The 12,161-nt window shown below is 72.5% G+C and carries 11 protein-coding genes; 7 read left to right on the forward strand and 4 right to left on the reverse strand.

All coding sequences use genetic code 11. The features are described from left to right. Positions 1-43 precede the first annotated feature (43 nt). The 6 genes from ACQVFL_RS13355 to ACQVFL_RS13380 all read left to right on the forward strand — a co-directional run bounded on the left by ACQVFL_RS13355 (position 44) and on the right by ACQVFL_RS13380 (position 6,468). The gene (locus ACQVFL_RS13355; protein WP_396693770.1) at positions 44-1,036 is read left to right on the forward strand and encodes an EamA family transporter; all 993 of its coding nucleotides are present in this window, start codon (positions 44-46) and stop codon (positions 1,034-1,036) included. Between the two features lie 36 nt (positions 1,037-1,072). Further along, positions 1,073-1,492, forward strand: coding sequence for a hypothetical protein (locus ACQVFL_RS13360; protein ID WP_431729497.1), 420 nt, complete (start codon positions 1,073-1,075; stop codon positions 1,490-1,492). Between the two features lie 301 nt (positions 1,493-1,793). Next, complete coding sequence (locus ACQVFL_RS13365; RefSeq protein ID WP_431729498.1) at positions 1,794-2,540, forward strand: DUF3105 domain-containing protein; 747 nt, start codon at positions 1,794-1,796, stop codon at positions 2,538-2,540. A 9-nt stretch (positions 2,541-2,549) separates the two neighbouring features. Continuing rightward, positions 2,550-3,227 carry a DUF305 domain-containing protein gene (locus ACQVFL_RS13370; protein ID WP_396693764.1) on the forward strand — a complete coding sequence of 226 codons (678 nt, stop codon included), beginning with the start codon at positions 2,550-2,552 and terminating at the stop codon, positions 3,225-3,227. A gap of 29 nt (positions 3,228-3,256) precedes the next feature. Beyond that, a complete protein-coding gene (locus ACQVFL_RS13375; RefSeq protein WP_431729499.1) occupies positions 3,257-4,255 on the forward strand; it encodes a VOC family protein in 999 nt (332 codons plus the stop codon). Positions 4,256-4,323: 68 nt separating this feature from the next. Further along, complete coding sequence (locus tag ACQVFL_RS13380) at positions 4,324-6,468, forward strand: APC family permease (RefSeq protein ID WP_431729500.1); 2,145 nt, start codon at positions 4,324-4,326, stop codon at positions 6,466-6,468. A gap of 11 nt (positions 6,469-6,479) precedes the next feature. On the opposite strand, the gene ACQVFL_RS13385 is transcribed toward ACQVFL_RS13380, so the two are convergent. From ACQVFL_RS13385 to ACQVFL_RS13395, 3 genes are all read right to left on the reverse strand, one after another. Then, the gene (locus ACQVFL_RS13385) at positions 6,480-8,870 is read right to left on the reverse strand and encodes an excinuclease ABC subunit UvrA (RefSeq protein ID WP_431729501.1); all 2,391 of its coding nucleotides are present in this window, start codon (positions 8,868-8,870) and stop codon (positions 6,480-6,482) included. A gap of 74 nt (positions 8,871-8,944) precedes the next feature. Continuing rightward, on the reverse strand, positions 8,945-9,355 hold the full coding sequence (locus ACQVFL_RS13390) for a VOC family protein (RefSeq protein ID WP_431729502.1): 411 nt from the start codon (positions 9,353-9,355) through the stop codon (positions 8,945-8,947). Positions 9,356-9,360: 5 nt separating this feature from the next. After that, positions 9,361-9,810, reverse strand: a complete 450-nt coding sequence (locus tag ACQVFL_RS13395; protein ID WP_396693755.1) for a helix-turn-helix transcriptional regulator — start codon at positions 9,808-9,810, stop codon at positions 9,361-9,363. A 262-nt stretch (positions 9,811-10,072) separates the two neighbouring features. On the opposite strand from ACQVFL_RS13395, the gene ACQVFL_RS13400 reads away from it, so the two are divergent. After that, positions 10,073-10,570 carry a VOC family protein gene (locus tag ACQVFL_RS13400; protein ID WP_431729503.1) on the forward strand — a complete coding sequence of 166 codons (498 nt, stop codon included), beginning with the start codon at positions 10,073-10,075 and terminating at the stop codon, positions 10,568-10,570. Between the two features lie 87 nt (positions 10,571-10,657). Here ACQVFL_RS13400 and ACQVFL_RS13405 read toward each other — a convergent pair whose 3' ends face one another. Then, on the reverse strand, positions 10,658-11,839 hold the full coding sequence (locus ACQVFL_RS13405) for a hypothetical protein (RefSeq protein WP_431729504.1): 1,182 nt from the start codon (positions 11,837-11,839) through the stop codon (positions 10,658-10,660). Positions 11,840-12,161 lie beyond the last annotated feature (322 nt).

A 12,161-nucleotide genomic window follows, 5' to 3' on the forward strand; every position in this document is an offset into this window, starting at 1 on the left:
TGATGCATTTCCGGTATCAGTCGGGGCGCTCGACACTGCCCTCATGACGGTGGGGACAGTACGGCGCGACGACGTCACCCCGAGCGACGGCCCGGTGGCCGGTGTCGGCCGGGGACCGCTGCTGCGCGGGATCGTCACGATGACCGGCAGCGCGGCGAGCAACCAGGTCGGGGCGGCGCTGGGAGCGCACGCCTTCGGTGCCATCGGGCCCGCCGGGGTGGTGGCCGTGCGGCAACTCGTCGCGGCGGCGGTGCTGCTGCCGACCGTACGACCCGACCTGCGCCGGTTCACCTGGGCGCAGTGGTGGCCGACGCTGCTGCTCGGGGTGGTCTTCGCCACGATGAACCTCAGCCTCTACAGCGCGGTCGACCGGATCGGCCTCGGCCTGGCCGTCACCTTGGAGTTCCTCGGCCCGCTCGCCGTCGCGCTGGCCGGCTCCCGGACCCGCCGTGACCTGCTCTGCGCCCTCGGCGCCTGCCTCGGCGTCTACGTGCTGGTCCTGCCGGGCCCGGCCAGCGACCTGTTCGGGGTGGCGCTGGGTCTGCTCGCGGCGGCGTGCTGGGCGTCGTACATCCTGCTCAACCGGCTCGTCGGGGCCCGGCTGCCGGGGTTGCAGGCCACGGCCGCGGCGAGCCTGGTCTCCGCGCTGCTCGCCCTGCCGGTCGCGGCGGTGCTGCTGGCCCAGGGACGGCTGGTCGGCACCGCGCTGCTGTTCGCCGTCGCCGCCGGTGTCCTCGCCTCGGTGGTGCCGTACGCGGCCGACCTCGTCGCGCTGCGCACCGTGCCGGCCCGGTTCTTCGGCGTCTTCATGAGCGTCCACCCGGTGCTGGCGGCGCTCGCCGGTCTCGTGCTGCTCGGTCAGGTGCTCCGGCCGCACGAGTGGCTCGGCATCGCCATGGTCGTGACGGCCAACGCGGTGGCCGTCCGGTCCGCCACCGGCGGGGGCAGCCGGCGTCGGTACCCACGCCCGGATGCCTCCGCGCGACGGGCCGGGCAGACGCGGCGCGGCAGCCTGGGCAGCGCGAAGCCGGGATGATCAGTAGTCGGGCCGGACCGGATATGCTGTGCCGCGATGACCAGGCCGGGCACGATCAGCGGGTGGGGCGGGCAACGCCTCGCCCGCCGTCTGGGTGTGCTGCTGGCCCTTCTGCTCTTGCTCATCGCGGCTCAGCCGGCAGCCGGGACGGCAGCCGGACGCCACCGCGCGGCGACGCTGCCCGCCTCCGTGCAGGACGGGCACCCCGCGCCGCCGGCCGGCACCACCGTCGTGCAGGACGACGACCGGACATGTCCGGCCGATCCTTTGCGCCCCGGCAAGCAGGCGTGCCGCGCCCAGAAGCTGACTGTCGCGCCCACCACGATCAGCGTCCTGCCGGCGCTCCCGCCGACCCGGTGGCGTCCCGTCCCACCCCGGCCGGACCGGCAGGTCTCGCTTCCGTTGCTGGACCATCTTCGTCCCCGCTTGACGCAACTGGCCGTCTTCCGCACGTAGGCCGGCCTGCTTCGCGGCACGTCGTGACAGCTCCGGCGCGCTGCGACGGTACGTGTGGAACGCCCCTCGCGTAGGCCGCCACCCCGTTCGGGTGCGTGGTGCGACGGACCGTTCCCACCTCTCCTGACCCGGGACCGCCGGTCCCGCACCCTCGGTGTGCCCGTGACCCGCACGCCGGGACGCCCCTGGCCGCCGTTCGGCGCGGCGCGGTCGGCGTCATCCGACGCCGTGCCGCCCCCGTCGGTGGCCGCCTGCTGCCCGGAAGGCCGGGCTCCTCCTTCGTCACGAAAGCAGATCCGTCATGAACTCCTCCTCCTCGTCCGGCCGCGCCAAGGCGTCCGGCCGCCCCGCGAACCGCAAGCCCGGCGGCAAGGGCCGGACCACTACGAAGACCGCCCGCACCGCGAACACCCGCACCTCGGGCCGCCGGAGCCGCAAGGCCGTGGTGGTGCGGCCGGGCCGGTCCTGGGCCTCCGTCGCCGCGTTCACCGCGGTCGGGATGCTGGCCGTGGCGATCGTCGGCTACGGCGCGTTCAGCCTCCGGGACGGCGTCCGGCCGTGGTCGTCCCGACTGGCCGCGGTGCCCGGCGTCGTCGACTACGTGTCGGCGAATCCGTCGTGGTTGACCACCGAGCATCGCGGCGGGCCGCTCCGCTACGAGGTCAACCCGTCGGTGGGCGGCACGCACAACAGCGTGTGGCAGAACTGCAACGGCGTCGTCTACGACGCCCCGATCGCCGCCGAACACGCGACGCACAGCCTGGAGCACGGCGCGGTGTGGATCACCCACCGCCCCGACCTGCCGGCTGACCAGGTCGCGCGGTTGGCCGACCGGGTTCGCGGCGTGGACTACCTGATGCTCAGCCCGTACGACGGGCTCGACGCCCCGATCTCGGTGCAGGCGTGGGGCTACCGCCTGACGGTCACCTCCGCCGACGACGGGCGGATCGACGAGTTCGTCCGGGCGGCACGCATCAATGCCGGCCCGGAGCGGGGCGCTACCTGCTCGGGCGGTGTGACCACCACCGGCACCGCACCTCTCGGCTAGCGCGCAGTGGTGACGAACGTCCCCGAGACCGCCCGGTCGGTGTCCGCCCGTCGGCACCGACCCGGGCCGGTCGTGGTCGGCGCGTTCCTGCTGGTCGCCCTGGGGTTGGCCGCCGGCCTGCTCGTGCCCGTGGTCCGCGCGCCGAACGACGCCTCGCCGGAGGCGGGTTTCGCCCGCGACATGGCCACGCACCACGCCCAGGCGGTCGAGATGTCCATGATCGTGCACGGCCGGACCGCCGACCGGGAGGTCGGGCCGCTGGCCATGGACATCGCCCTCACCCAGCAGGCGCAGATCGGGATCATGCGCACCTGGCTGTCCGGGTGGAGGCTGTCGCCCACGGGTGAGCGTCCCGCGATGGCCTGGATGGGGGAGCACGGCGCCGCGCACCACGGCACCCCGCGTGCCGGCGCGCCGATGCCCGGCATGGCCACCCCCGAGGAACTCGACCAGTTGCGGGAGTCGACCGGGGTCGACCTCGACATCCGGTTCACCGAGCTGATGATCCGACACCATCTCGGCGGGATCGCCATGGTCGACGCGGTCCTGGCCGCCGATCCGGTACCCGAGGTCCGTGACCTGGCCGCGTCGATGCGGGCCGGCCAGCAGAACGAGATCAACACCTTACGACTGTTGCGCGAACGGTTACGGGCCGACGGTGTCCGTGCCGTCGGCACCGACCGCTGACCCCCTCCGCCATTACGAAAGGACCTGCCATGGCCACCTCCCGCCGACGACCGGCCGGACGCGTCGCCCCGCGGCGCCGCTGGCGCTCGACCCTCGCCGTCGTCGTCACCATCGGCATCGTCGTCACGCTCGGCTGGACCCTCGCCCGACCCGGCGCGGCCGAGCCGGGGACGCCACCGCAGAGCGCCCTGGGTGCCGGCACCCGGATGGGGCCGGTCGAACTGCTCACCGCCGACCTCGACGGGCTCCGCCGGTTCTACACCGAGGGCGTCGGGTTGACCACGGTCGGTCAGCACGAGCGGGAGACGGTGCTCGGCCGGGACGGCGTACCGCTGCTCCGGCTGGTGGTCGCCGACCGGCCCGCCGACGATCCGCGCCAGGCCGGGCTGTACCACTCGGCGTTCCTCTTCCCCGACGCGACCGCCCTGGCCCAGGCGCTGGTGCGTACCGCCACCGTGGCGCCTGCCTCCTTCCAGGGCGCCTCCGACCACCGGGTCAGCCAGGCCTTCTACTTCGCCGACCCGGACGGCAACGGCGTCGAGCTGTATGTCGACCGGCCGCGCGAGCAGTGGCGGTGGCAGGACGACGGGGTGGTGATGGGCAGCGAGGCGCTCGACCCGAACGCGTTCATCGCCGCACACCTCGGCGCGGGCGCTCCCGGACCGGGCGCCGACGGAGTGACCATGGGCCACGTCCACCTGCGCGGGGGAGACCTGGACCGGGCCGAGGAGTTCTATGCCGACGCCCTCGGCTTCGCCGTCACCCGGCGCGGGGACGGCGCGGTGTTCCTCGCCGCCGACGGCTACCACCACCATCTCGCGATCAACACCTGGTCCTCGGCGGGGGCCGGCACCCGGCCGGAGTCGCTGGGCCTGGGGTCGGTGACCGTGCACGTCGCCGACACCGGAGAACTCGACGCGCTGCAGCGGCGCCTGACCGACGCCGGAATCGACCACGAACGCGCCGACGGCGTCGTCACGCTGCGGGATCCGTGGGGCAACCAGGTGATCGTCAGCCTGCCGGGCTGAGTCACCGCCCCGCACCGGGTTCCTGGAATGGTCGGTGGTGCGGGCAGCGGGCACGAGGCGGAGGCACGGTGGGCAGGTCGGGGCAGGACCCGGAGCAGGCGGCGGGGTCGGCGACCTTCAGCCCCTCCGCCGAACTGCCGCCGCTGTCCCCGGCCGACCTCGACGTGCTGCGCCGGGTCGGCGCGCGGTGGCGGGTCGACGACACCGTACGCACCCTGCCGGTGGACCCGCAGGCGGACGAGGTGCGCACCGCGACGGGGACGGGTCGGCACAGTGTGTTGTTCGTGCCGGACGAGACGGGTCGGCTGACCGCCACCCCCACCGCCGAACGACAGGACACCGTCGAGGGGCGTGCGCTTGGCCGGCTGCGTCGACTGCTGCTCGGACCGCCGCTGACCAGCGGGGCGATCCTGCGCGAGCGGATGCCGAAGTTCCTCGCGCTGCCGGTGCTTGCCTCCGACCTGCTCTCCTCGGTCGCGTACGGGCCGGAGGCGATGCTGACCGTGCTGGTCCTCGCCGGCAGCGGCGCGCTCGGACTGTCGTTGCCGATCGCGGCGGGACTGGTGGTGCTGATGCTCGCGGTCGGTACGTCGTACCGGCAGACCGTGTACGCGTACCCGCACGGCGCCGGGTCGTACCTGGTGGCCAGCGATACCCTCGGACCCCGCGCGGGCCTGGGCGCGGCGGCCGGTCTCGTCCTCGACTACGTGCTCACGGTCGCGGTGTCGGTGTCCGCCGGGGCCGCCGCGATCACCTCGGCGCTGCCCGCCCTCGCGCCGTACAGCGTGCCGTTCGCGCTGGCCGTCATCGGCCTGCTGCTGACCGGCAACCTGCGCGGCATCCGGGTCGCGGGCAACGTCTTCGCCGCGCCGACGTACTTCTTCCTGGTCGCCGTGCTCGGGCTGATCGTCGTCGGGCTGGTGCGGGCCGCCGCCGACGGGTTCACCGTCGTCAGCCCACCGCCGACGCCGGCCGTGGAGGGGCTCGGGCTGCTCCTGGTGCTGCGCGCCTTCGCCTCCGGCGCGACGTCGATGACCGGCATCGAGGCGGTCTCCAACGCGGTGCCGGTCTTCCGTCCCACCGAGTGGCGCAACGCGCGCACGGTGCTGACCTGGATGGTCGGCATCCTGATCGTGATCTTCGTCGGTCTGGTGGTGCTGTTCCACCTCAACGGCCTGGTGCCCCGCGCCGACCAGACGCTGCTGTCCCAACTGGCCCGGCACACCTTCCCCACCGGCCCCTGGTACGCGCTCGTGCAGGCCGCCACCGCCCTGGTGCTGTTGCTGGCCGCGAACACCGCCTTCAACGACCTGCCGCGCCTGCTGTACTTCATGGCCCGCGACGGCTACGTTCCGCGCCGCTTCCTGCACCTGGGGGACCGGCTGGCGTTGAGCAACGGGCTGATCGTGCTCGCGGTCGCCGCCGCGGTGCTCCTGGTGGCGTTCGGCGGTCGTACCCACTCGTTGATCCCGCTCTACGCGGTCGGTGTCTTCCTCGCCTTCACGCTCTCCCAGACCGGGATGGTCCGCCACTGGCATCGGCACCGCGAGCCGGGCTGGCGGCGGCGCGCCACCCTCAACGGCATCGGCGCGGCACTGTCGGCGCTGGTGCTGGTGACCGCCGCGGTCACGAAGTTCACCGCCGGTGCCTGGGTGGTGGTGCTCGCCGTACCGCTGCTGATTCATCTGTTCCGCCGGATCCGCCGCCACTACGACCACGTCCAGCAGGCCCTCGGCCTGCACCCGGTGACCCGGACCGACGGCGCGGGGCCGACCGGGGACGAGCCGCCGTCGATCGTCCCGCAGCAGGTCCGGCACCTGTTCCTGGTCCCGGTGGCCCGGCTCAACCAGGCGACCCTGCGCACCCTCGCCTACGTCGGCTCGCTCGGCCAACCGGCGCTCGCACTGCACGTGAGCCCGGAGCGGGTCGAGGCGGACCGGTTCCGCACGGAGTGGGCCACCTGGGGCGACCACGTCCCGCTGGAGACGATCCTGTCGCCGCACCGCGTGGTCATCCCGCCGCTGGCCGGGTACGTCAGCGCGCTGCGGCGCAGCCGTCCCGACCTGACCCTCACCGTGGTGGTGCCCGACGTGATCGTGGAGCATCCCTGGCAGCGGCTGCTGCACTACCGCACCGAGCAACGCCTGCGCCGGGCCCTGCGCCGACACCCCGGCATCGTGGTGACCAGCATGCCCACCCACCTGAGCCGCTGAGCCGCGCCCGGTCAGCGGCCCACGTAGGCCGCCAGGTGCTCGCCGGTGAGGGTGGAGCGGGCGGCGACCAGGTCGGCCGGGGTGCCCTCGAACACGATCCGGCCCCCGTCGTGGCCCGCGCCCGGGCCGAGGTCGACGATCCAGTCGGCGTGCGCCATGACCGCCTGGTGGTGCTCCACCACGATGACCGACCGACCGGCGTCCACGAGCCGGTCGAGCAGGCCGAGCAGGTGCGTGACGTCGGCGAGGTGCAGGCCGGTGGTCGGTTCGTCGAGGACCCAGACGCCGCCCTTGTCGCCCATGTGGGTGGCGAGCTTGAGTCGCTGCCGCTCGCCGCCGGAGAGCGTGGTGAGCGGCTGGCCGAGACTGAGGTAGCCGAGGCCGACGTCCACCAGCCGCCCGAGGATGGTGTGCGCGGCCGGGGTACGCGCCGCACCCGCGCCGAAGAACTCCCGGGCCTCGCTCACCGGCATCGCGAGCACCTCGCTGATGTCCCGACCACCGAGCCGGTACTCCAACACCGAGGCGTCGAACCGGCGGCCCTCGCACTCCTCGCAGGTGGTGGCCACACCGGCCATGATCCCCAGGTCGGTGTAGAGCACCCCGGCGCCGTTGCAGGCCGGGCAGGCACCCTCGGAGTTCGGGCTGAACAGGGCGGGTTTCACGCCGTTGGCCTTGGCGAACGCCTTACGGATCGGGTCGAGCAGGCCGGTGTAGGTGGCCGGGTTGCTGCGACGCGAACCCCGGATCGGGGTCTGGTCCACCGACACCACGTCCACGCCGGGCGGGATCGAGCCGTGCACCAGCGAACTCTTGCCGGAGCCGGCCACCCCGGTCACCGCGACCAGCACGCCGAGCGGGATGTCGACGTCGACGCCCCGCAGGTTGTGCGTGCGCGCGCCCCGGATCTCCAGCGTGCCGGTGGGCTTGCGGACCGACTCCTTCAGGGCGACCTTGTCGTCCAGGTGTCGACCGGTGACGGTGCCGCTGGCCCGCAGCCCCTCGACGGTGCCCTCGAAACAGACCGTGCCACCGTCCGCGCCCGCGCCGGGGCCGAGGTCGACCACGTGGTCGGCGATCGCGATGGTGTCCGGTTCGTGTTCCACCACCAGCACCGTGTTGCCCTTGTCCCGCAGCCGCAGCAGCAGGTCGTTCATCCGGGCGATGTCGTGCGGGTGCAGCCCGGTGGTGGGTTCGTCGAAGACGTACGTGGCGTCGGTCAACGAGGAACCCAGGTGACGGATCATCTTGGTGCGCTGGGCCTCGCCGCCGGAGAGCGTGCCGGCCGGCCGGTCGAGCGAGAGGTAGCCCAGCCCGATCTCCACGAACGAGTCCAGGGTGTGCCCCAGGGCGGCCAGCAGCGGCGCCACCGAGGGCTCGGCCAGGCCCCGGACCCACTGCGCCAGGTCGCTGATCTGCATCGCGCAGGCGTCGGCGATGGAGACGCCGTCGATCGTCGAGGAGCGGGCCGCCTCGCTGAGCCGGGTGCCACCGCAGTCCGGGCAGGTGGTGAATGTGACCGCCCGGTCCACGAAGGCCCGGATGTGCGGCTGGAGCGACTCCCGGTCCTTGGACAAGAAGGAGCGCTGCACCTTGGGGATCAGCCCCTCGTAGGTGAGGTTCACTCCCTCGACCTTCACCTTGGTCGGCTCCCGGTAGAGGAAGTCCTGCATCTCCTTCTTGGTGAACTTCCGGATCGGCTTGTGCGGGTCGAGGAAACCGGACTCGGCGTACGTCCGCACCGTCCACCAACTGTCCGACTTCCAGCCGGGGATGGTGAACGCCCCCTCGGCGATCGACTTGGAGTCGTCGTAGAGCTGGCTCAGGTCGATGTCGGAGACCGAGCCCCGCCCCTCGCAGCGCGGACACATCCCACCGGTACGCGTGAAGGTCTGCCGCGTCGTCTTACCGGCCCCACGGTCGACGGTGATCATGCCGCTGGCCTTGACCGAGGCGACGTTGAAGGAGAACGCGTTGGGCGAGCCGATATGCGGCTTCCCGAGCCGGCTGAACAGGATGCGCAGCATGGCGTTGGCGTCGGTGGCGGTGCCGACCGTGGAGCGGGGATCGGCGCCCATCCGCTGCTGGTCGATGATGATCGCGGTGGTCAGCCCGTCGAGGACGTCCACCTCGGGCCGGGCCAGCGTCGGCATGAAGCCCTGCACGAAGGTGCTGTAGGTCTCGTTGATCAGCCGCTGCGACTCGGCGGCGATGGTGTCGAACACCAGCGAGCTCTTGCCCGACCCGGAGACTCCGGTGAACACCGTCAGTCGGCGCTTGGGGATCTCGATGCTGACGTCGGCCAGGTTGTTCTCCCGCGCGCCGTGCACCCGGATCAGGTCGTGGCTGTCGGCGACGTGCGCCGCGCCCGCCTCCGAGCGGCTCTTCGGGACCGTGCTCATCGTGTCTCCCTCTGTCTCACCGGCCGGCGGCCGTCACGCGTCCCGCTCCGGCTCGTCGCGTGTCGGCGCGCGGATCAGACGATCTGCTGGATGCGGATCAGGTTGCCGGCGGGGTCGCGTACGGCGCAGTCGCGGATGCCGTACGGCTGGTCGGTCGGCTCCTGCACGATGTCGGTCTCGCCGGCCTGCAACTGCTCGAACGTGGCGTCGACGTCCCTGGTCGCCAGCACGATGCCGGCGTACGTACCCTTCGCCATCATCTCGGCGACGGTGCGACGTTCGTCGTCGGTGACGCCCGGGTCGGCGTTCGGCGGGTGCAGGACGATGGAGGTGCTGGGCTGGTCGGGTGGACCGACCGTGATCCAGCGCATCCCGCCGTACCCGACGTCGTTGCGGACCTCGAAGCCGAGGGTGTCCCGATAGAAGCGCAACGCGGCGTCCGGGTCGGTCTGCGGAAGGAAACTCGCGTGAATGGTGACGTCCATGCCGGTCACGTTAGTTGCGGCTGCCTGACCTGTGCTTCTCGATTCCTGATCGGTCTGGTCACCTGCTTCGACAGGCACGCCGGGATGCCCGCCGTCGCCTGGGCCGCCTCCCGGCGGTAGACGCTCGGCGGCACACCGACCAACTCGGTGAAGCGGGTGCTGAAGGTGCCCAGCGAGGCACATCCGACCGCGAAACAGACATCGGTGACGCTGAGGTCACCGCGACGCAGCAACGCCATGGCGCGCTCGATGCGCCGGGTCATCAGATAACCGTACGGTGATTCGCCGTAGGCGAGGCGGAACTGGCGGCTCAGGTGCCCGGCGGACATGTTCACGCCACGGGCGAGCGCCTCGACGTCGAGCGGCTGCGCGTACTCACGGTCGATCCGGTCCCGGACGCGGCGCAGTCGCGCGAGATCGCGCAGGTGGGCCGCTTCGGCGGCGCTGCTGGTCACCCGCCGAATGCTGCCACGTCCCACCGACGTTGCCCAACACCGACGATCCCGGGGGCGGCCGACCTGGCCGGTGCGCCGCGCTGTCGGTTCGTGCCTGCGCCGGGCTGTTGCGCCGGGCCCCGGCGTGCTGCCCACCCTGCGTCGCACTGTTGCGCCGGGCCCTCGGCGCGCTGGCGGTCCGGATCTGGGCCGTGGGCCCCGCCGGTATGGTCGGGCAGGTGTCGCGGCCTGGGGCGTCGCGCCGAAGCGGAAGGGGACGACGGTGACGAGTCCGGGTGCGGTGCCACCGGTACGCCAGTTGCGGCTGGTGATCGAGGCTGACGACTACGAGGCCGCCGTCCGGTTCTACCGTGACGTGTTGGGCCTGCCCGAACAGGCGGCGTACTCCGGCGGCGACGGTGCCGAGGTGGTGATCCTGGACGCCGGACGCGCCACCTTGGAGATCGCCAACCCGGCACAGAAGCGGATGATCGACGACGTCGAGGTGGGCCGGCAGGTCGCACCGCGCATCCGGGTCGCGTTCGAGGTCGACGACGCGCAGGCCACCACGGACAAACTGGTCGCCGGTGGCGCCGCCGAGGTGGCCCCGCCGACGCGTACGCCCTGGCAGTCGGTCAACGCCCGCCTCGACGCGCCCGCCGACCTGCACATCACCGTCTTCCAGGAGCTGCGCACGCTCGACGAGCGCGCCGCGCTCGACGGCTTCGGCACCGACTCCGGTCCGGCACCGGTCGCGGACGGCCCGCCACCGACCCACTGACCCCGTACCGGCCCGCCAACCGCGTCACCGACCCGCTGACCCGTCGGCCGTGCCACCGGCCCCACGGGCCGGTGGCGTGGCCGCCGTTCAGAGGCTGCGGTTCGTCCAGCTCCAGTAGCTGCCGTTCCACCATCGGCTCCACAGGTTGCCGGCGGTGTCCCGCAGGAAGATCGCCGGCCGGGTGGAGTTCTGCGGCGCGAGCACCGCGGTGCCGGTCAGGGCGGGCCGGAACGGCGGGCTCTGGTCACTCCAGTACCAGTCGGACCCGTCCCAGTAGTTGATCCACAGGCCGCCCCCGTCGGTGGCGAAGAAGGAGAACGGCGAGGTGCCGTTCACCGAGAGGGCGCCGAGCGTGCCCGGGACCAGTTGCTCCGGCGGTGAGCCCAGGTTGTGCCACTCCCACTGGGTACCGGTCCACCAGCGCAGCCAGGCGTTGTCGTCGCTGCCGGTGGCGAGCAGGTACGGGCGGGCGTCCGGTGCGACCTGCACCGCGCCGCGGGCGCCGAAGGGCGTACCCGCGTCGGTGAGCCAGACGCCGGGCGGCTGGCCGAGGTCGACCCAGGGCGCGGCCGTGTCGGCGAAGCGGGTGGTCCAGAGTCGGCCGACGTTGCTGACGGTGTAGACCTGCGGCGTGCCGTTCTCCAACAGCACGCCGACCGGGCCGGTGGACGCGATGCCGTCGAGCGGCGAGCCGATGTTCGTCCAGTTCCACACGGCCCCGTTCCACCAGTTCACCCACACCGTCTCGTCGCCGTCGCTGCGGACGAACAGGTACGGGCTGGTGTCGTTCACCGCGACCGCCGCGAAGCTCGGCCAGCTCACGAAGTTGGCTCCCGGCGGAGCGCCCTGGTTGCGCCACTGCCAACTCGTCGCCGAGCGCCACAGGCTCCAGACGTTCTGGTCGGTGCCGAGGAGGAAGGCGTACGGGCGGCTGAAGCCGTCGACGATGGTCACGCCGATCGGCATCCGCAGGCCGACCCCCGGCGGTGTGCCCATGTTCGACCAGTTCCACTGCTCGGACTGGTCCTGCCAGTTGATCCAGAGGTTGCCGTCGGTCCCGATCACGAACACGTACGGATACCGGTCGCCCACCGCGACCGCGCCGACGATCTGCCGGGTCGACGGAGCCGTGCTCGCGGCGGCTGCGGTGAGCTGCGGCGTGTCGGCGGCGGCCGGTGCCGCAGCCACCGGTGTGGCCGCCGACGCGACCCCCAACGCGATCGTGGTCGCGACGGCCAGGAACCGGCGCGTGATGGTGCTGCCTCGCATGCTGTCCTCTCGTGGCAGGAGCATTCCCGCAGGGAGTATGAGCGCCGCTCGGATCACCGCAGCCGGTAAGGCGACCCGATCGACTTCCCGACACCGTCCACCCCGATCTCCCGCCACCGCAACGGAATCGGCGACTGCATGGGGCTCTGACGCAAGGCTTCGTCGGCACCGGGCTTGGATGTAAGGAGGGGTCCCCTGCTATACACCAGGCGATAGCAGGGGACCCCTCCTTACATCCACCGGCAGCCGCTCCGGCGGTCCGTCGTAGCGAACGTTCACACCGCCGCGACGGCTCGCACGGATCGACGGATCGACGCTCGTC

Origin of the sequence: Verrucosispora sp. TAA-831 (assembly GCF_050780145.1) — a bacterium.
In the GTDB taxonomy this organism is placed as follows: Bacteria; Actinomycetota; Actinomycetes; order Mycobacteriales; family Micromonosporaceae; genus Micromonospora.

Excerpts from the sequence above, each read along its gene's own strand:
- ACQVFL_RS13355 (WP_396693770.1), top strand. The coding sequence starts at position 44 with ATGACGGTGGGGACAGTACGGCGCGACGACGTCACCCCGAGCGACGGC.
- ACQVFL_RS13360 (WP_431729497.1), top strand. The coding sequence starts at position 1,073 with ATGACCAGGCCGGGCACGATCAGCGGGTGGGGCGGGCAACGCCTCGCC.
- ACQVFL_RS13365 (WP_431729498.1), top strand. The coding sequence starts at position 1,794 with ATGAACTCCTCCTCCTCGTCCGGCCGCGCCAAGGCGTCCGGCCGCCCC.
- ACQVFL_RS13375 (WP_431729499.1), top strand. The coding sequence starts at position 3,257 with ATGGCCACCTCCCGCCGACGACCGGCCGGACGCGTCGCCCCGCGGCGC.
- ACQVFL_RS13385 (WP_431729501.1), bottom strand. The coding sequence starts at position 8,870 with ATGAGCACGGTCCCGAAGAGCCGCTCGGAGGCGGGCGCGGCGCACGTC.
- ACQVFL_RS13390 (WP_431729502.1), bottom strand. The coding sequence starts at position 9,355 with ATGGACGTCACCATTCACGCGAGTTTCCTTCCGCAGACCGACCCGGAC.
- ACQVFL_RS13405 (WP_431729504.1), bottom strand. The coding sequence starts at position 11,839 with ATGCGAGGCAGCACCATCACGCGCCGGTTCCTGGCCGTCGCGACCACG.